This window comes from Streptomyces sp. CB01881 (assembly GCF_002953255.1).
In the GTDB taxonomy this organism is placed as follows: Bacteria; Actinomycetota; Actinomycetes; order Streptomycetales; family Streptomycetaceae; genus Kitasatospora.
This window is the reverse complement of record NZ_CP026498.1, coordinates 752,132-770,438: the sequence shown is the minus strand read 5'-3', so window position 1 is coordinate 770,438 and position 18,307 is coordinate 752,132. Positions and strand designations below refer to the sequence as shown.

The window sequence follows — 18,307 nt, the reverse complement described above, 5'->3', positions numbered from 1 at the left end:
GTCCGGGACGAGGGGCACGCGGTTGCGGGTACGGGCAGCAGCCGCCGTCGCCCGTGCGGGCGGAGAATACGGCGAGAGCCTCGTGGCGCCCGCCGGACCCGGGAGGAGCTGGTGCAGGCGGTGGCCGACAAACGTGCGAAGCGGATCGCGAAGTTCATCAAGCCGCTGCGGGTGAAGCCGGGTTCGGAGGTGGACCTGGAAGCCGACTTCGACCCGCGCTTCAAGGCCGGTCTGAAGAAGCGCGAGGGCACGGAGCTGTTGCGCTCCGGCGTCTCCCTGCTGGCGGAGTACCAGGACAGGCTGGCGGCCCAGGACACCTACGGAGTGCTGCTCTGCCTCCAGGCGCTGGACGCCGGCGGGAAGGACGGCACGATCCGCCACGTGATGAGCGGGGTGAACCCGCAGGGCGTCCACGTGAGCAGCTTCAAGGTGCCCTCCGCGGAGGAGCTCGACCACGACTTCCTGTGGCGGTACGCGCAGCGGCTGCCGGCCCGGGGCGACATCGGGATCTTCAACCGGTCGCACTACGAGGAGGTGCTCGTGGTGCGGGTACACCCCGAGGTCCTCGACCGGCAGAGGCTGCCGGACGAGGCGAAGGGGCCGGGGATCTGGGAGGACCGCTACCGGGCGATCAACGACTGGGAGCGGTACCTCACCGAGAACGGGTTCAAGGTGGTGAAGATCTTCCTGAACCTCTCCAAGGAGGAGCAGCGCACCCGCTTCCTGAAACGGATCGACCTGCCCGAGAAGAACTGGAAGTTCTCCGCGGCGGACATCCGCGAGCGCGAGCGGTGGGACGACTACCAGGAGGCGTTCTCCGAGATGCTGTCGGCCACGAGCACGCCGTGGGCGCCCTGGTACGTGGTGCCGGCCGACCGGAAGTGGTTCGCGCGGATCTGTGCGGCGGCGGTGCTCGCGCACACGCTGATCGGGCTCGACCCCCAGTACCCGACCGTCGGTGACGAGGCCCGGCAGGAGCTCCGCGCGGCCAGGCGCCGGCTGGAGAAGCAGGCCCCCGAGGGAGCCGCCGACGACCCGTACGCGGCGGCGCACCCGGTCGGCCGGGACGGCCGGGACGGCCGGCCCGGCGGATCCGGATCGTGAGGAGCGATGATGGCGGAGCAGGCTGACCAGTCGGGACCGGCAGGCTCCGTACCGTGGTACGCGCGGCCGCCGGAGGAGGTCGTGGCCGCCCTCGGAGCGGACCCGGCGGCGGGGTTCACGGCCTCCCGGGCGGCTGAACTGCTGGCCGCGCACGGGCCGAACGCGTTGCCGGAGGAGAAGGCGAGGCCCGAGTGGCTGCGCTTCCTCGACCAGTACCGCACCTACATGCAGATCATCCTGGTGGCCGCGGCGATCGTGTCGTTCGCGATCAGGGAGTGGGGCACCGGCATCCTGCTCATCGTCCTGACCCTGCTCAACGCGGTCGTGGGCCTGCGCCAGGAGGGCAAGGCCGAGAGCGCGATGAACGCGCTGAAGTCGATGATGGAGGCGACGGCGCGGGTCCGCCGGGACGGCACCGAGGCCGAGATCCCGGCCGAGCTGGTGGTCGTCGGCGACATCGTGCTCATCTCGGCCGGAGACGAGGTGCCGGCGGACGGGCGGATCATCGAGGCCAGCGCCCTGCAGATCGACGAGTCGGCGCTCACCGGCGAGAGCGTCCCGGCGGCGAAGGACGCCGGCACGCTGACGGCCGGGGGCGGCCTGCCGCCGGGGGACCAGACCAACATGGCGTTCATGAACACCCCGGTCACGCACGGCAGCGGACTGCTCGTCGTCACCGCCACCGGCGCCGGCACGGAGCTGGGCAAGATCTCCGGGATGCTGTCGGCCACCGAGAAGGAGCAGTCGCCGCTCACCAGGGAGCTCAACACGCTGACGCTGTGGATCGCGGCGGCGGCCGGTCTGACCATGGTCGTCATGTTCGCGCTCGGCCGCAGCCGGGACCAGGCGTGGGACGCCCTCTTCGTCAGCGCGGTCTCGCTGGCGATCGCCGCCATCCCCGAGGCGCTGCCGACCGTCAGCCAGGTGATCCTCTCGGTCGGCAGCCTCAACCTCGCCAAGCGCCACGCGATCGTGAAGGAGCTGCCCTCCGTCGAGACGCTCGGCTTCACCTCGGCCATCAACTCCGACAAGACCGGCACCCTGACGATGAACCAGATGACCGTCGTCGAGGTGCTCAGCCCCACCGACCGCTACACCGTCTCCGGCACCGGCTACCGCCTCGCCGGGAAGGTCCACCACGCCGCCGGCACCTCCGCCGGCATCGAGGACGCCGTGCTGCCCTACCTGATCGCGAACGACGCCAAACTGGTGGACGGCGAGGTCGTGGGCGACCCGACCGAGGGCGCCCTGCTCGTCCTCGGGCACAAGGCCGGGCTGGACATCGAGGCCACCCGGGAGCGCTTCCCCCGCCTCGCCACGCTGCCGTTCGACCCCGGCTACAAGCTGATGGCGACCTTCAACTCGACGGTGGACGCCGCGGGGCGCAGCGTGGTCCGGTGCTTCGTGAAGGGCGCGGCACCCGCGGTGATGGACCGCGCCACCACCGCGCTCTCGGCCGGTACGGGCATCCCGTGGGACGCCGGCCTGAGCGGCAGGGCCCAGGCGCAGACCGAACGGATGGGCGGCGAGGGGCGCCGGGTGATGGCCGCGGCCGTGCGGGACCTCGACCCGGCGGACTTCGACCCGGCCGGCGACCTGCTGGCGCTCGTCACCGACCTGCGGATGACCAGCCTCGTCGGCATGGTCGACCCGCCCCGGGAGGAGTCCAGGGCGGCCGTGGCCGACGCCCAGGCCGCCCACATCCGGGTCCGCATGGTCACCGGGGACGACGTCACCACCGGTGAGGCCATCGCCCGGCAGCTGGGCATCGAGGGCGAGGCCGTCCTCGGCGCCGACTTCGCCGCCATGCCCGAGCACGAGCGGCTGACGCGCATCGACGCCATCGGCGTGGTCGGACGCGTCGCGCCCGAGCACAAGGTGCTGCTCGCCGACACGCTCAAGAAGAAGGGCGACGTCGTCGCGATGACCGGCGACGGCGTCAACGACGCGCCGGCCATCAAGGCCGCCGACATCGGCATCGCCATGGGCAGCGGCACCGACGTCGCGAAGAACGCCGGCCGCATGGTCCTCGCCGACGACAACTTCGCCACCATCGTCTACGCCGTCGAGGAGGGCCGGAAGCTCTACGACAACCTCACCAAGTACATCCGGTTCGTCCTGGTGCTGCTGGTGACGTTCGTCCTGACCTTCCTCGGCGCCACCGTCTTCAACCTCGCGGCGGGAGAGCCGTTCACCCCGGCGCAGGTCCTGTGGATCCACTTCGTGGTCAACGCCCCGTTCGGCTTCGCCCTGGGATTCGACCTGGCGAGCCCCGGGCTGATGCGGCGCACCCCGCGCCCGCGCGGGGAGACGGTGCTGACCAGGCCCGTCGTGATCACCGTGGGCCTGGCGGGGCTGGCCGTCACCGTCGCGCTGCTCCTGCTGATCAAGCTGGGCGAGTCGCGCTACGGAAGCCTCCAGATCGGCAACTCGATCTCCTTCGCCGCCTTCGCGCTCTGCCTGATCGTGGCGGCGTACGAGTGCCGCAGCGAGCGCGGCTCGGTGCTGAACGTCGCCACCTTCGACAGCAGGCAGATGAACCTGGCGGCCCTCGGCGAGTTCGTCCTGGCGGTGCTGGTCACCCAGATGGACGTGTTCCACCGCCTGCTGGGCACCACCGACCTCAACGTCCGGCAGTTCTGCTGGGCGCTGCTGGCCGCCGTCGCGCTCCTGCTGCTGTGGGAGCTGGGCAAGCTCGTCGCCCGCCGCGGGGCGCCGGCCCGCGGCTGAGCGCGGCTGCGCCGGGCACCGGGCCGGGCGCGGCCGCGCGGCCCGCCGCCGACCGCTACGGCGTGTCCCGGGCCCGGGCGCGGTAGGCGGCCACCGCCGTGGGGAGGGTGGGGAAGATCAGGTCCTCGCCGACGGACGCGCTCAGGCCGTAGGCGTCGAGGTCGTCGCGGAGGTCCTGCTTGACCCGGGCCAGCGCGAAGACGATGCCGCGGTCGGCCAGTTCGAGCCGGAGGGCGTCCACCGAGTCCAGCGCGGTGATGTCCACCTCCACGTTCGCCTCGGTGTTGAGGACGAACCACCTCACCGGGCCCGGCTGGGCCGCCACGGCGGCCAGCGCGCGCCGCCGGAAGTCCTCCGCGTTGGCGAAGAACAACGGGGAGTCGTAGCGGTAGACCACCAGTCCGGGAACGGTCCGGGCCTGCGGGAAGTCGTCGACGTCGTGCATCCCGGCGACGCCCGGCACGGTGCCGAGCACGGCGTCGTGCGGCCGCGCGACCCGGCTGAGCAGCTCGGCCACCGAGAGCCCCACCGCGACCAGCACGCCGTACAGGATGTCCAGGGCCAGTACGCCGGCCAGGCAGCCGACCGCCAGCAGGAGTTCCCGGCGCCGGAAGGAGGCGAGCCGGCGGAAACCGGCGATGTCGATCATCCGGACCGCCGCGAACACCACCAGGGAGCCCAGCACCGCGTCCGGGGTGTCGCGCAGCAGCGGGCCGAGGAACAGCAGCACGGCGATCACCGCGACGCCGGCCAGCAGCGAGTACGCCTGGGTGCGCCCGCCCGCCGACTTCGCCAGCGCCGTGCGGCTGGCGCTGCTGCTCACCGGGAAGCCCTGGAAGAGGCCGGCGCCGATGTTGACCGCGCCGAGGCCCAGCAGCTCCTGGTTGGCGTCCGGCCGCCCTCCCTCTCCGGGCGGCTCGAAGGCGCGTGCGGTGAGGATGAAGTCGGTGTAGCCGACCAGCAGGATGCCCAGGGCGGGAAGGAGCAGCCGGTTCAGCTCGTCCAGGTCCGGCAGGCGGGGGCGGGGCAGCCCGGCCGGGATGTCGCCGATGACCGCGACACCGTGGTCCTTCAGGGAGAACGCCGCCGACACCGCCGTGCCGAGCACCACGGCCAGCAGCGGGCCGGGCAGCCGCGGGAGGAAGCGGGCCAGGAGGAAGAGGAAGAGCAGCGCGGCGGCGCTGAAGACGACCGTCGCCACGTGGGCCCCGGACAGGTTCGACAGGAACGACGCCAGCTGGGGGAAGAAGCCCTCCCCCTTCACCTCGACCCCGGTGAGCTTGGAGAGCTGGTCCACCATCATGATCAGGGCGACGCCCGTGAGATAGCCGGTCAGCACCGGCCGGGAGAGCAGATCGGCGACGAAACCGAGCCGGGTCAGCCACGCCAGGACGCACAGCAGCCCGACCACCACCGCGAGGGACGCGGCCAGCGCCGCGTAGCGTCCGGTGTCCCCGCCCGCCAGCGGTCCGATCACGGTGGCGGTCATCAGCGCGGTGGTCGACTCGGGGCCGACGGACAGCAGCCGGGACGAGCCGACGAGGGCGTACAGCGCGATCGCCGGCAGGATCGCCCAGAGCCCGGTGACGGGAGGAAGCCCGGCGACGGAGGCGTACGCCATGACCTGCGGCACGAGGTAGGCCGCCACGGTGACGCCGGCCAGCAGGTCGCCGCGCGACCACTCGCGCCGGTAGCCGCGGAGCACCGAAAGCCCCGGCAGGGCCGGCGCCACGCGGCGCCACCCTTCGTCACGGGCACCAGCAGTCATGGGGCTCCTTCCTCGCCGGGGCCTCATCATGCCTCGGGAGGGGCCCGGGGCCGGGTCGGCCGGGCCGGAGAGGTGCGCGGGGCGGAAAGGTGCGCCGCCGGACCGAGAGGTGCGCGGCCGGGCCCTTCCCGGCGGCCGGGTGATGGGCGGGGTGCAGGGCCGGGCGCAGGGCCGTGTGAAGGGGCGGATCAGCGCAACTCGGTGGACCAGTGCGGGTCGCGCCCGGTGAGGGCGAGCAGCAGCTCCTGGGCGTCGGCGCCGGGCGGCGTGGCGTGCGGCGGGTCGAACCGGCCGGTGCCGGTGAGGTCGCGGTAGCCCCGGAACTCCACGAGCGCGTACCGGGCGGCGCCCACCGGCATCCGGCCGGTCTCGCCCAGCGCACGGGCGAGGTCCCAGCCGTGCACCACGGTCTCGGCGGTGAGTTCACGCACGTATCCGCCGACGTCGCGCAGCCCGTACGACAGGTGGACCAGGAGATCGGGGGCGCCCGGCACGTTCAGGGCGCGCAGGGCGCTGCCCACGGCCATCGTCCACACGCCCAGGGGGTTGCGGCCCAGCACGTCGCCCCGGAACCGGCGGCCGATCTGCTCCGGGGTGTAGCCCGCGGCCGCCTGACAGACCCACAGGTGCTGCGCCGCGAGGTGGTTCACCAGCGCCCGCACGTCCCAGTCGCGGCACGGCGTGGGCGCCGTCCACCGGTCCTCGGGCACGGCCTTCACCAGCCGGGTGATCTCCGCCCCGGCCGCGGCGTAGCGCTCGCGGACCTCAGCGTGGAATCCGATCGGGTGGGGACATTCCATCGCCGGGCCTCCATTCCCTGCCCTGCTCACTCCCAGTGAACCGCTGCCGGGCGCGATCCGCCAGGTAGGCGACGCGGAGGCCTTCGGCGGGCACGGAGGGTGACCGTGCTGTCGCCCCGGGGCAACGGGCCCGGCGCGCAAGGTCCCTGGCCCGCGACGCCCCGGCGGACCGGGCGGCCGGGGAATTACGCCGCCGGGAATCCGAATTCCTGACGCCCGGTCATTCCCCGCGGTAATGCGTGGCGGGCCGGGGGGTGCGCGGCCGGTTGCCGTACGAGACCGTAGGGTCACCGGAATCACGGGAAATAACAATTTCCCCCGAGGGCTGTCCGGAATTCCATCGGGGCCCTAGGCTGCGGCGCGTGTCGATATTCCGAAGACTTCGCGCTTCCGGCCCGCGCCTGCTGCCGGAGCTCGACGACGTCAAACTCGGCCGTGTCCGGCGGCAGCTGAATTCCCCCGGAATGCCGGGCCAGGTCAGCATTCAGGTCGACCAGGTCGAGCGGCTTCTCCAGGAGGCCGGCACGGACTGGGACAGGCGCGGTCACCGCATCGCCGTGCTCGCCGAGGCCGCGGCGCCCTCGGGGGTCTCCCGCACCTGGCGGCTGCGCGCCCCGCGCGGCGGCGACCCGCTGGTGTTCGAGGCGTGGGTCGAGCTGGTCCGTGGCCGGCACGCGGGACGGATGGAGGACGCCGCTGCCGCGGCCGGGCACTGCCACCGCGCCGCCGAGGTCCTCCCGGACGACCCGACGCCCTGGGTGGCGCTGCTGGGGATCCTGCGTCTGATCCGCGCCCCTTCGCGCGAGCTGTTCACCGTCTGGCACGAGGTGACCTCGCGCGACCCGTGGAACCGGGAGGCCCACCTGCAGATGCTGCGCTACCTGTCGCCGGAGGAGTGCGGCTCGCGCAGCAGCCAGCTGGATTTCGTGCACGCCGTCCGGGCCGGGGTGCCGTCGGCGGCGCCGGCCACCGGGGTGGAGCTGACCGCGCTGGTCGACGAGCACGCCCGCACGCTGGCCCGCGGCGGGGTCGAGGGACTGCTGGTGCGGCGCCAGTGGTCGACCCACCGGGCCGCCGGCGCGCTGGACGCCGCCCTGGCCGGCTGGCTCGTCCCTGGCCGGCTCGCGTACGCGGGCGCCCGGGCCGACCTCAACCTGCTCGCCTACGCGCTGGTCCAGGCCGGCCGCGTGCGCGAGAGCGGGACCGTCTTCGAGCTGATCGGCGACACGGTCACGCCCTGGCCGTGGTCCCTCGACGGCGAACCGCTCCGCCAGTTCGGCTACTGGCAGTCCAAGGCCCTGGCCTGACCCGTCGCCGGCCGCGCGGGCGCCCCGCGACGACGTGGGGCCGGGGTGTGCGCACGCCCCGGCCCCACGCGGAGGCGGCCGGTCAGACCCGGTCGGCCGCGATCAGGACGTACTGGAACGAGCCGTCCTCGTAGGACTTGATGAACGCCTCCTCGATGCCCGTGACGAGCGAGGAGGCGGCGCGCAGCTTCCAGTAGGGCAGGGTCGCGGGGGTGAGGTCGATGACGGCCTGCGGCACGAGGCGGTTGTCCGCCATGGCGCGCAGGTACTCCCGGCGGGAGTGGATGTTGCACTCGAAGTGCGCGTTGATCTGCGACACCCACTTCGACGGCTGCCCGTAGGCGGGGTTCCAGCAGCCCGTGATGGTCACGTAGCGGCCGCCGACGGCGAGGATGCGGGAGTGCTCGGCGAAGAGGTCGTGCAGGTCGACGTACATGGTGGACTCGTTGTTCCACGAGCCCGCGACGCTGCCGTTCTCGAAGGGCATGTCGAGCATGTTGCAGACCCGGGCGCGGACGGAGCCGTCGATGCCGAGCTCCCGGGCGCGCCGGTTGCCGAACTCGGCCTGCTTGGCCGACAGGGTGACGCCCTCGACCTTGCAGCCGAAGCGCTGGTGGGCCATCACGCTGGAGCCGCCGCGGCCGCAGCCGGCGTCCACCAGGGTGTCGTCGCGCCGGATCCTGCCCAGGTGGTCCAGGAGCACCTCGGCCTGCGCGGACTCCAGCCGGTGCAGCTCGGTGATGACCTTCTTCTCGCGCTCGCTGTCGCCCGGGTCGCCGAGCGAGGCGTGGTCGACGTCGCCGATCCCGTAGTGGTGGTGGTAGAGGCCGTCGACGTCGCCGAGGCGCAGGTTCACCGGCCGGGCCTCGTGGTCCCAGTAGCGGGCGATGTCGCCCTGGTACGGGGTCGCCGGGCCGGGCACGGAGGCGGTGGCGGCAACGGAGGGAATGTCGGTCGTGGTCACGGATAGGCTCCTTGGTTACCAGAAATCGGGCAGGCTGTAGCGGTAGGTGTTGGTCTGGTGCCAGTAGTGGTTGCCGTCGACCCACACGGCGACGCCGCGCAGGAACCGCACCAGGGACGGGGAGGGCCAGGAGGCTGCCAGGGCGGCCGCCTCGGCCTCGAACTCGTGCATCAGGTCGTTGTGGACCTCGACCGCCTTCAGGTAGGCGTCGCGGTCGCTCTTCTCCTCCTGCTCGGCGATCACCACGGGCAGGTTCAGGTGCCGGCCGGGACTGGCCAGTTCCTTGGTGTAGGAGTACAGGTCGTTGACGATGGTCGTGGCGTTGGACGCCAGCGCGATGACCCGTTGGAGGGCGGGCAGCGCGTGGAGGTCGGCGGGCAGTTCGTAGCCGCCGACGGTGTCCGTGATGGTCGGGCACGGCCGGAAGTTGTTGAACTGGCGCATCGACAGGTACTCCCACACCGCGGGGACGTGGTCCGTCTCGGCCCAGGCCGCCTCCGCGAGGTAGCCCAGGTGCAGGCGGGCCATGTCGTGCCGGAACCGGTCGGCCTGCGACGGCGTCGCCGCGCGGGTGAAGTAGTCCATGGCGGAGCGGTAGGCCCGCCGGGGGGCGTCCTCGTGCAGCGACTCCGCCCAGGCCGGGTGGTACTCCGGCGTGGTGTGCAGGGGGTCGAGGGCCGTGTGGGCCAGCAGGAGGCGCCCGCCGAGGCCGACGGGCGAGCCCCCGTGGTCCTCGCAGTAGCAGTCGTCGACCGCGTTCTCGGCGGCCATGAGCCGGGCGGCGATCATCAGGTGCTCGATGTCGGGGGCGTCGGGGTGGCAGGCGACCATGTAACGCCCCACCGAGAAGCCGTCGAACTGGTCCTCCCACTCCGGCGGGTAGAGCTGGACCTCGTCCAGCGCCCAGGCCTTGATCCGGCGGCCGACCTCCGCGACGCGCTCCGGATCGGGCTCGGCGACCGGGTGGTGGTACAGGCCGGGGATGGGCTCGCCGGTCCTCGGCCGCGCGTCGCGCCGTCCCGGGTGCAGGCCCGCCGTCCCGAGGCCGCTGGGTCCGTTGAGGATCCGGTCCAGGGCCGTACGGCTCATGACCGTGCCGCCGGGGCGTCCACGCTGCTGCTCTCCATGCTGCTCTCGGGTCCGGTGTCCGCGGACATGGCGGGGCTCCCTCTGTGAAGGACTGCACGTCGAAGGACTGCCCGTCGCGGGACGGCGGATCGAAGGAAACCGCACGTCATGACGGGTCGTCATTTGGCATGGCAAAAAGGGGGTCGCCGCATCGGGTGCCCCTTGTCGCTTGCTGATCAACGGTAGGCGGGGAGGCGCGCGCCGGGGCGCTCCGGAGTGCTTCCTGTACCCGATAGGGTGAACGTTTGCGATTACCAGGTTTGAAGCGCGCGGGCCGCACTCGGCACCGTCGCGCAGTGCTCTTGTCGGAAGATCCGGTGCGCCGGGTGCCCGGCCCGCCAGGAGCAATGGCATTCCCCAATTGGCCTGCGGACAGGGCGAACCTAGCCTTCGTCAGAGTCGGTGCCGCGACCGGCGAGGGCTGGAGAGGGGGACGCGTGGCAGGAGACGTGGAGGTCCGGGCCGGGGTGGTGCCGGTGCTGGCCGCGGCGGTGCTCTGGGGGACGGTCGGGCCGGCCCAGCTGCTGGCGGACGCCGGGGTGGACCCGGTGGCGCTCGGCGCCTGCCGGATGCTGCTGGGCGGAGCCGTGCTCTGCGCCGTGACGCTGCGCCCCCGGGGACTGCGTACGCTGTGGCGGCCCGAGGTCCGGTACTGGCTGCTGCTGAGCGTCGCGGTGACCGCGGTCTTCCAGGCCGCGTTCCTCCAGGCCGTGGAGCGGACGGGCGCGGCGGCCGCCACGGCCGCCGCGTTCGGGACCGTCCCGGTGGTGTCCGGGCTCTGCGCCCGAGCCCTGGCGGACGAGCGGCTGGACGCCCGGTGGGCCGCGGGCACCGCGGTCGCGGTCGCGGGCATCGGGCTCCTGCTCCTGCCCGGCGGCGGGGGGACGGCGGACGCGGTGGGGGTGGCGCTCGCGGTGGCCGCCGGGGCGGGCTTCGGCGTCTACATCGCGGCGTCCAAGCGGCTGGGGGCCGCCGGGGGTGATCCGGCAGCGGCCGCGCCGGTCAGTGTGTTCGGGGCGGGGCTGCTGGTGTCACCGTGGCTGGCGGCGGCGCCGGCGGGGCTGGGCTCGCCGCGGGCGCTCGGGCTGATCGCCTGGCTGGCGCTGGGGACGACGGCGCTCGGCTATCTGCTGTTCACCAGCGGGATGGGACGGATCAGCGCCGCGACCACCGGAACGCTCAGCCTCGCCGAGCCCCTGGTGGCCGCGGTGCTCGGGACGCTGCTGCTGGGCGAGCGGCTGGGCGGCTGGCCGGGCCTGGGCCTGGTGCTGCTGCTGGGGGGCCTGGCGGTGGTCGCCCTGCCGGTGCGTCACGGCGGGGGAGCGGCGGCCGGTTCCTCCTGACCTCGCACCGGCCGGGCCGGGCGCCGGGACCGCGGGGCGGAGCGGGCGGCCGGCCCGGCCGGTGCTGGACGGCTCCGCTCAGCGGTCCTGGTAGGCCGCCATCGCGTCGTTCACCCGGGCGGAGAAGAACAACGGGCCGATGGCGTCCGCCCAGGCCATGCCCTCGGGGGTCAGCCGCAGGGTGCCGGACGGGTGTTCGCGGATCCAGTCGCGCTCCCGGAGGGCGGCGAACTGGGACGGGAAGTGCTCCCGGGGCGGGGCGCCGAACCGGCGCCGGTACTGTGCCTCGGAGGTGCCCGTGCTCTCCAGCAGGGTCTGGAGCAGGTACATCCGGCGGCGCTCCCCGTCGTCCATCCGGAACGCCCACTGGGCGCGGCGGAAGTCGTCGGTCGGCGTCGCGATGTAGTCGTCGATGATGCGGCGGACCTCGGGCACGGCGACGGCGTAGTCGGTGGTGTAGTGCAGGTCGGTGGTGAAGGAGCGGGCTCCGATGCCGAGGCCGACCATGCCGGCCTGCTGGTTGTACTCGCTGATCCCGGCGTCGTCGGCCAGGTCCACGGCGGCGGTGCCCCGGCGGCGGAAGACCCGCATGGAGGTCTGCTCGTACCCGGCGGCCAGCAGGTGGTCCCGGCCGGAGCGGTAGAGGCGCAGGCGCTGTTCGTCCCAGCCGTCGCCGGTCTCCGCGTGGCGGCCCTCAAGTCCGGTGAGCGGGCGGACGTACAGCGGGTACAGGTAGATCTCCTCGGGCTCCCGGGCGAGGGCCGCGTCGATGGAGACGCGGAAGCTCCGCTCGGTCTGGCCCTGGATGCCGTAGATGAGGTCGATGTTGAGGATCGGGAACGCCGCCGCCTTCAGACGGGTCAGCGCGGCGTCGACCTCGGCCCGCTTCTGCGGCCGGACGGCCGCGCGGGCCTCCTCCTCCAGGAAGGTCTGCACGCCGATGCTCACGCGGGTGGCGCCGCGTTCGGCGAGGACGGCGATGCGGTCGTCGGTCGCGGTGGCGGGCGAGGTCTCCACGGACCAGGGGACGGCCTTGAGGTCGGCGCCCATGACGTCCTCGCAGATGTCCGCGAGGCGGGTCAGCTCCGTCGCGGTGAGGTACGTGGGGGTACCGCCGCCGAACGCGGCCAGGGTGAACCGGATCTGACGGCCCTGGGCCTCCAGTGCCTCCCGGGTCACCCGGGCCTGGCGCTCCAGGGTGTCGAGGAACCGGCCGGTGACCTCCTCCGGGGCGCCGGTGCGGGTGAAGAGGTTGCAGAACCCGCAGCGCATCTCGCAGAACGGCACGTGGACGTAGAGCGACAGGGCGTCCAGCCGCTCGGCGGCCCACAGTTCGGTGAGGAGGGGGCCGGAGGTCAGGCGCCGGTAGCTCTTCTGGTGGGGGTAGGCGTACACGTACTGCCGGTAGGGGGTGGCCAGTTCCTCCGGCGGACCGGGGTGGTCCGCCGCGGGGCGCGGGGTGATCCGGACGGGTGTGGAGCCGCTCATCGGCACAACTTCCTCTCGCCGTGGTCAAGTTCTGGCAAAGGCCGGCGGGATGAAGCTAGGTGCGGCAGGCGGCCCCGGTCATGGGGCTGAACCTCCGAGGAGCGGTCCCGGGCGGGCGGCGCGGTTGGGACGCTCGCGGACGCCGAGCGGGCGAGCCTGGAGGTCTGCGGGTTCTCGGAGATCGCCCGTGAGCGCGACCGTGCGCGCGTCGCGGCGTCCACCCGTGCGGTGGCGCCCGTCCGGGTCGGCGACGGGCGGCCGGGCGGGGTCGCGGCCGACGGGCCCGGCGTCGTCGCGCGGTACTCCCGCCGGCGGGCGGCGCTCGTGCGGCAGGGCCTCACCCTCGTCACCCGGCGCAGGGTCACCGAGGAGCTGGCGCTCGACGCCGCGCAGGCCGGCCTCCTGAGCGCCCACCTGGCCGCGGACCCGGCCCAGGACGCGTTCCCGCTCTGGCGCCTGGACGCGCCGGCCTGAGCGGTCCGCGGAAGCGGCGGGCGGAGCGGGTGGCGGGGCCGTACGCCGGTCGCGCGTGCGCCACGGGGCGCCGGGGGCGCTGGGAGCGGTGCTCGGTGATCGCCGGTGGTGGCCGGCTACCGCCGCGGCGCGGCGGTTTCGGGGAAGGCGCGGCCCAGCAGCGTGCGGAAGGTCTCGCGCTCGTCGGGGGTGAGCTCCTCCAGCGTGGTGAGGCTGGACATCAGCTCGGTCCGGATGCGGCGGACGGTGAGCTCGCCCTGCTCGGTCAGCACGATGTTCTTGATCCGGCGGTCGGCGGGGTCGGCCTCGCGGCGGACGAGACCCTGGGTCGCCAGCCGGTCGACGATCCCGGTGACGTTCGAGGCGTCGCAGGCCAGCAGGTCGGCGAGGGTGCGCATGGGCCGGGGGCCGCGCAGCAGGCTGAGCGTCTTGCCCTGCATCAGGGTGAGCCCGTGCCCGGCGGCCACCGTGGCGAAGTGGCGGTAGTAGGCCGCGGCCACCCGTGCGAGCTGGTCCATCAGCTCGTCGGGGGAGGGCGGCGACACGGGCCGGGGCGTCTGGGGCATGCGGCCAGCATAGGGAGGATGCTTGACATCCTCAACCATCGAGGTCTACCGTCGAAATTACTTGAAGACATCAACCATCTAGGACTTCAAGCCTCCCGGAAGGACCGCGAGACCCCCATGACGCACACCCCGACCCCCGCCGAGGCGGACATCCCCGCCCTGGTCGCCCGCCTGCGCGCCACCTTCGACAGCGGCCGGACCAAGCCGCTCGCCTGGCGCCTGGACCGGCTGGCGGCCCTGCGCACGCTGCTCACCGAGCAGGCCGAGGTGTTCCAGCAGGCGCTGGCCGCCGACCTGGGCAAGAGCGCGACGGAGGCCTACCGCACCGAGATCGGGTTCGTGCTGAACGAGCTCGACCACACCGTGGCGCACCTGGAGGAGTGGCTTCGGCCCAAGCCGGCCGCCGTCCCGGGGTTCTTCCAGCCGGCCGAGGCCCACGTGGTGCGCGACCCGCTCGGCGTGGTGCTCGTCATCGCTCCGTGGAACTACCCGCTCCAGCTCGCGCTGGCCCCGCTGGTGGGCGCCCTGGCCGCCGGCAACACCGCCGTCGTCAAGCCGAGTGAGCTGGCCCCCGAGACCTCGGCGGCGATGGCCCGGCTGCTGCCGCGCTACCTCGACCCGGAGACCGTGGCCGTCGTCGAGGGCGCCGTCCCGGAGACCACCGCCCTCCTGGAGCAGCGCTTCGACCACATCTTCTACACCGGCAACGGCGCCGTCGGGCGGATCGTGATGGCCGCGGCCGCCAGGAACCTCACCCCGGTCACCCTGGAGCTCGGCGGCAAGAGCCCCGTCGTCGTCGAACCCGGCGCCGACCTGGCGGTCACCGCACGGAGGATCGCCCAGGGCAAGTTCCTCAACGCCGGCCAGACCTGCGTCGCCCCCGACTACGTCCTCGCCATCGGCGAGAGCGCCGCCGGGCTGGAGAAGCACCTGGCCGACGCCGTCCGGGAGATGTACGGCGCCGACCCGGCGGCCAGTCCGGAGTACGGTCGGATCGTCAACGAGCGCCACTTCGACCGCCTGGCCGCCCTGCTGGACGATGGGCGGACGGTCACCGGCGGCGGGCACGACCGCGCCGCGCGCTACCTCGCCCCGACCGTCCTCGCGGACGTCTCCCCGGACGCCGCCGTGATGCGCGCGGAGATCTTCGGCCCGATCCTGCCGATCGTCGCCGTGCCCGACCTCGACGCGGCCATCGCCTTCATCAACGAGCGGGACAAGCCGCTCGCGCTCTACGCCTTCACCGAGTCCGAGCGGACCAAGCGGCGGCTGACCGAGGAGACCTCCTCCGGCGCGCTCTCCTTCGGCCTCCCGGTCTCCCACCTGGCCATGCCCGAGCTGCCGTTCGGCGGCGTGGGCGAGAGCGGCATGGGCCGCTACCACGGCGAGTACTCCATCGACACGTTCAGCCACGCCAAGGCCGTGGTCGACAAGCCCCTCGTCGACCGGCCCCGTGCCTGAGGTGCCGGGCGCGCCCGAGGTTTCCGCTGCGCCTGCCGAGCCCCTGCCCGTGCCCCTGTCCGCGCCCTTGACCGAGCCCCTGCCCGTGCCCCAACGGGACCGCCTCCCCGGGAGAACGATGTCCGTGACCACCACCGTCGACCACGCCGCCGGCATCGCGGCCGAGACCGCCCGCTTCGTCGCCACCGTCCGGACCGCCGATCCGGCGACCCCGGTGCCCAGCTGTCCCGGCTGGACGCTGACCGACCTGGTCCGCCACTCCGGCAGCGTGCAGCGCTGGTTCACCGTCCTGCTGCGGCAGCGGATCCAGGAGCCGCCGCGCAGCCGCGAGGTGGACCTCAGGCTGCCCGAGGGCCCGGACGGCTACCCCGACTGGCTGGCCGACGCCGCGGCGCAGGCGGCCGCGGAGTTCGCCTCGGGCGACCTCGACGAGCCGATGTGGGCCTGGGGCGCCGACCAGCACGCCCGGTTCTGGGTGCGCCGGATGCTGTTCGAGACCCTGGTGCACCGCGTGGACGCCGAGCTCGCGCTGGGCCTGCGCCCCGGCATCGACCCGGCCCTCGCGGCCGACGGGGTCTCGGAGTTCCTGACCAACCTGCCCTTCGCCGCCTTCTTCGCGCCCGGGACCGCCGCCCTCCGGGGCGCGGACCGGACCATCCGGTTCACCCGCACCGACGGGGACGGGGACTGGTTGGTCTGGCTGCGCGCCGACGGCTTCGGGCTCGACCCCGACGGCGCGGGCGCGGCCGCCGACGTGACCGCCGACGTGACGGTCCGGGGCACCGCCGCCGACCTGCTGCTGTTCCTCTACGGCCGGCTGGACCGGTCCGCGGACCGCTTCGAAGTGCACGGGGACGAGGAGCTGCTGGCGCACTGGGTCGCCAACTCCGCCTTCTGACCGGCCCGCAGGAGCGACCGGATCCGCCGGGTGCCCGGGCCGTGGTCTGCCCGGGCAGGTCGGATGGCAGGTCGGACGGCAGGCTGGCGAGTGGTCGGACGGCAGTCGGATGGCGGGAGTGGACCGTACGACCTAGGTCGTACGGTCCACTCCCGCCGGGGCCGAAGTCGGTGGTCGGAACCCCAGTGCTGTTTGTACGGTGACCATATGACTGTTGATCTGGAAAAGTACTTCGCACGCATCGGATGGGCCGGGGAGCCCGAGCCCACCCTCGCCACTCTCCGTTCCCTGCACCGTGCACACGTCCACGGCATCCCCTTCGAGAACCTCGACGTGGTCGTCGGTTCGGTGCCCTCGCTCGACGTCGCCGACCTCCAGGCCAAGCTCGTCGAATCGTCCCGGGGTGGCTACTGCTTCGAGCACAACACCCTGCTCGCCGCCGTACTGGAGCAGTTGGGGTTCGAGGTCACCCGGCTCACCGGCCGCGTCCGCCTCGGTGCGCGCCCCGGGGAGATCCGGCCGCGGACCCACATGGTGCTGGCCGTCCGTGTGCCCGGCGAGTCCGGCCGCCACCTTGCCGACGTCGGATTCGGGGCGATCGGCGCCCTGTTGGAGCCCCTTCCGATGGTCCCCGGCGAGGTCCGTGAGGGCGCCGGGCGTCACCATCGCCTGGTCGTCGAGGAGCCGGACGGCCCCGCCCCCGTGTGGGTGCTCCAGGCGAGGACGGGCGACACCTGGGAGGACCAGACCGCCTTCACCCTGGACCCGGTCCCCGCGCCCGACATCGCGATGTCCAACTGGCACGTGGCGACCCACCCGCGCTCGCCCTTCAAGCGGATCTACGTCCAGGGCACCCGCGCCGACGCCCACCTGCGGCTCGAAGGGGCGACCCTGACCCGCACCGAGGCCGGAGGCGCGCTCTCGGTCCGGGAGTTGGACGGTGCCGACGAGATCGTCGAGGTCCTGGAGTCCGGGTTCGGGATCACCCCGCCGCCCGGCCTCGGCGCGGCGATCTGACCGGCGTCCGACCGGCGTCCGTCCGGCGTCCGTCCGGAGTCCGATCAGCGTCCGATCGGCGTCTGATGGGCGTCCTGCCGACGTCCGGCCGGATTCCGGGTGCGGAGCGGTGCGGTGTGCTGCCGCGCGGTGATTCCCGTGCTCCGGGCCCCTGTTCTCAGACGGGGCCGGAGCGGAACCGGAGGCGGTACTCCGTCGGTGTCGTGTTGAGCCTGCGGCGGAACGCCCGGATGAGCGTGTCCGTGGTGCCGAACCCGCAGGTGGACGCGATGCGTTCGAGGGTCATGTCGGTGGACTCAAGCTGGTTGCGCGCCATCTCGACGCGGGCCGACTCGATGTAGACGCTCGGGGTCATGCCGAGTTCGGCCTTGAAGATCCGGGTGAGCTGCCGCTCGCTGACGTGGGCGAACGCGGCAAGGCCGGCGACGGTGTGCCGGTCGGCCAGGGTGCGGGTGATGTGGTGGCGGAGGTCCTCGATGCGCCGTGTCGTCGACACGGGTTCGAGGGGGACGCTGAACTGGCTCTGCCCGCTCGGGCGCTTCAGGTACATCACGAGCTGCCGGGCGACGCGCAGCGCGGTGGCCTCGCCGAAGTCGTCGGCGACGAGGGCGAGCGACAGGTCGAGGCAGGCGCTGATTCCCGCGCCGGTCCACACGTCGCCGTCGCGGATGAAGATCGGGTCGGCGTCGACCTCGATCTCCGGGTGTTCGGCGGCGAGTTGCTGTGCGGTCGACCAGTGGGTGGTGGCGCGCCTGCCGTCGAGCAGTCCGGCGGCGGCGAGGATGTGCGCCCCGACGCAGACGGAGGCGACCCGCCGGGTCCTGGCGGCGAGTGTCCTCACCCGGTCGACCACCGCGGGGTCGGTGAGCGGGCGGACGCGGCGCCGGCCGTCGATCTCGACCGCGCCGGGCACCAGGAGGGTGTCGATGGCCCGCGTGGACACCTCGTCGAAGGTGGTGTCGGGGAGGACGCGCACGCCGGCGGAGGTGGTGACCGGGTCCAGGGTCTCGGCGGCGAGGACGACTTGATAGCCCGTGGCGTCGTCCGTCTCGCGCTGCACGAAGGAGAACACCTCGGGCGGTCCCGTGACGTCGAGCAGGTCGACGCCCTCGAACAGGACGATGACGATGAGCCGGTTGACGGTGTTCACAGGTCTCCGCTGGTCGGCAAAGGTGATGTCGGTATCTGCATGTTAGACGGCATTGCCGACATGAAGCGGTCGGCCGTAGCGTTCTGGACGGCGCAGCTCACCGAGGGTG

General features: G+C 73.2%; 15 protein-coding genes. 8 read left to right on the top strand and 7 right to left on the bottom strand.

The features are described 5' to 3' along the window. Positions 1-120 precede the first annotated feature (120 nt). Together C2142_RS03640 and C2142_RS03635 are read left to right on the top strand one after the other, a co-directional pair. Positions 121-1,104 carry a polyphosphate kinase 2 family protein gene (locus tag C2142_RS03640; protein WP_148641048.1) on the top strand — a complete coding sequence of 328 codons (984 nt, stop codon included), beginning with the start codon at positions 121-123 and terminating at the stop codon, positions 1,102-1,104. A 6-nt stretch (positions 1,105-1,110) separates the two neighbouring features. Next, complete coding sequence (locus C2142_RS03635) at positions 1,111-3,834, top strand: HAD-IC family P-type ATPase (protein ID WP_148641047.1); 2,724 nt, start codon at positions 1,111-1,113, stop codon at positions 3,832-3,834. A gap of 55 nt (positions 3,835-3,889) precedes the next feature. On the opposite strand, the gene sulP is transcribed toward C2142_RS03635, so the two are convergent. After that, on the bottom strand, positions 3,890-5,602 hold the full coding sequence (gene sulP, locus C2142_RS03630) for a sulfate permease (RefSeq protein ID WP_148641046.1): 1,713 nt from the start codon (positions 5,600-5,602) through the stop codon (positions 3,890-3,892). Positions 5,603-5,790: 188 nt separating this feature from the next. Further along, positions 5,791-6,402 carry a TIGR03086 family metal-binding protein gene (locus tag C2142_RS03625; protein ID WP_148641045.1) on the bottom strand — a complete coding sequence of 204 codons (612 nt, stop codon included), beginning with the start codon at positions 6,400-6,402 and terminating at the stop codon, positions 5,791-5,793. A gap of 362 nt (positions 6,403-6,764) precedes the next feature. Between C2142_RS03625 and C2142_RS03620 the strand changes: the two genes are divergently transcribed. Further along, the gene (locus C2142_RS03620) at positions 6,765-7,709 is read left to right on the top strand and encodes a hypothetical protein (RefSeq protein WP_148641044.1); all 945 of its coding nucleotides are present in this window, start codon (positions 6,765-6,767) and stop codon (positions 7,707-7,709) included. An 82-nt stretch (positions 7,710-7,791) separates the two neighbouring features. Here the strand turns inward: C2142_RS03620 and C2142_RS03615 are convergent, their stop codons facing one another. Continuing rightward, positions 7,792-8,673 (bottom strand): geranyl diphosphate 2-C-methyltransferase, encoded by an 882-nt coding sequence (locus tag C2142_RS03615; RefSeq protein WP_148641043.1) that lies wholly within the window; start codon positions 8,671-8,673, stop codon positions 7,792-7,794. Positions 8,674-8,688: 15 nt separating this feature from the next. Then, entirely contained in the window at positions 8,689-9,762 is a 1,074-nt protein-coding gene (locus tag C2142_RS03610) for a family 2 encapsulin nanocompartment cargo protein terpene cyclase (protein WP_346766356.1), read from the bottom strand. 476 nt (positions 9,763-10,238) lie between these two features. Here C2142_RS03610 and C2142_RS03605 point away from each other — a divergent pair, with 476 nt between their 5' ends. After that, the gene (locus tag C2142_RS03605) at positions 10,239-11,144 is read left to right on the top strand and encodes a DMT family transporter (RefSeq protein ID WP_241002354.1); all 906 of its coding nucleotides are present in this window, start codon (positions 10,239-10,241) and stop codon (positions 11,142-11,144) included. A 78-nt stretch (positions 11,145-11,222) separates the two neighbouring features. Here C2142_RS03605 and C2142_RS03600 read toward each other — a convergent pair whose 3' ends face one another. Further along, entirely contained in the window at positions 11,223-12,632 is a 1,410-nt protein-coding gene (locus tag C2142_RS03600) for an STM4012 family radical SAM protein (protein WP_148641041.1), read from the bottom strand. 228 nt (positions 12,633-12,860) lie between these two features. Between C2142_RS03600 and C2142_RS03595 the strand changes: the two genes are divergently transcribed. Further along, positions 12,861-13,106 carry a hypothetical protein gene (locus C2142_RS03595; RefSeq protein ID WP_148641040.1) on the top strand — a complete coding sequence of 82 codons (246 nt, stop codon included), beginning with the start codon at positions 12,861-12,863 and terminating at the stop codon, positions 13,104-13,106. 116 nt (positions 13,107-13,222) lie between these two features. Here the strand turns inward: C2142_RS03595 and C2142_RS03590 are convergent, their stop codons facing one another. Beyond that, the gene (locus C2142_RS03590) at positions 13,223-13,672 is read right to left on the bottom strand and encodes a MarR family transcriptional regulator (protein WP_148641039.1); all 450 of its coding nucleotides are present in this window, start codon (positions 13,670-13,672) and stop codon (positions 13,223-13,225) included. Between the two features lie 117 nt (positions 13,673-13,789). On the opposite strand from C2142_RS03590, the gene C2142_RS03585 reads away from it, so the two are divergent. The 3 genes from C2142_RS03585 (at position 13,790) to C2142_RS03575 (ending at position 17,048) form a co-directional block, all read left to right on the top strand. After that, the gene (locus C2142_RS03585) at positions 13,790-15,133 is read left to right on the top strand and encodes an aldehyde dehydrogenase family protein (protein WP_148641038.1); all 1,344 of its coding nucleotides are present in this window, start codon (positions 13,790-13,792) and stop codon (positions 15,131-15,133) included. A 118-nt stretch (positions 15,134-15,251) separates the two neighbouring features. Then, a complete protein-coding gene (locus C2142_RS03580; protein ID WP_148641037.1) occupies positions 15,252-16,031 on the top strand; it encodes a maleylpyruvate isomerase family mycothiol-dependent enzyme in 780 nt (259 codons plus the stop codon). Between the two features lie 207 nt (positions 16,032-16,238). Continuing rightward, positions 16,239-17,048: an arylamine N-acetyltransferase gene (locus C2142_RS03575; protein WP_148641036.1), complete on the top strand. Its 810-nt coding sequence runs from the start codon at positions 16,239-16,241 to the stop codon at positions 17,046-17,048. Positions 17,049-17,205: 157 nt separating this feature from the next. Here C2142_RS03575 and C2142_RS03570 read toward each other — a convergent pair whose 3' ends face one another. Further along, entirely contained in the window at positions 17,206-18,198 is a 993-nt protein-coding gene (locus C2142_RS03570; protein WP_148641035.1) for a DJ-1/PfpI family protein, read from the bottom strand. Positions 18,199-18,307: the final 109 nt, after the last annotated feature.

Coding starts and splice junctions, on each gene's coding strand:
- C2142_RS03580 (WP_148641037.1), top strand. CDS start 15,252: ATGTCCGTGACCACCACCGTCGACCACGCCGCCGGCATCGCGGCCGAG.
- C2142_RS03625 (WP_148641045.1), bottom strand. CDS start 6,402: ATGGAATGTCCCCACCCGATCGGATTCCACGCTGAGGTCCGCGAGCGC.
- C2142_RS03610 (WP_346766356.1), bottom strand. CDS start 9,762: ATGAGCCGTACGGCCCTGGACCGGATCCTCAACGGACCCAGCGGCCTC.
- C2142_RS03635 (WP_148641047.1), top strand. CDS start 1,111: ATGATGGCGGAGCAGGCTGACCAGTCGGGACCGGCAGGCTCCGTACCG.
- C2142_RS03585 (WP_148641038.1), top strand. CDS start 13,790: ATGACGCACACCCCGACCCCCGCCGAGGCGGACATCCCCGCCCTGGTC.
- C2142_RS03600 (WP_148641041.1), bottom strand. CDS start 12,632: ATGAGCGGCTCCACACCCGTCCGGATCACCCCGCGCCCCGCGGCGGAC.
- C2142_RS03590 (WP_148641039.1), bottom strand. CDS start 13,672: ATGCCCCAGACGCCCCGGCCCGTGTCGCCGCCCTCCCCCGACGAGCTG.
- sulP (WP_148641046.1), bottom strand. CDS start 5,602: ATGACTGCTGGTGCCCGTGACGAAGGGTGGCGCCGCGTGGCGCCGGCC.
- C2142_RS03575 (WP_148641036.1), top strand. CDS start 16,239: ATGACTGTTGATCTGGAAAAGTACTTCGCACGCATCGGATGGGCCGGG.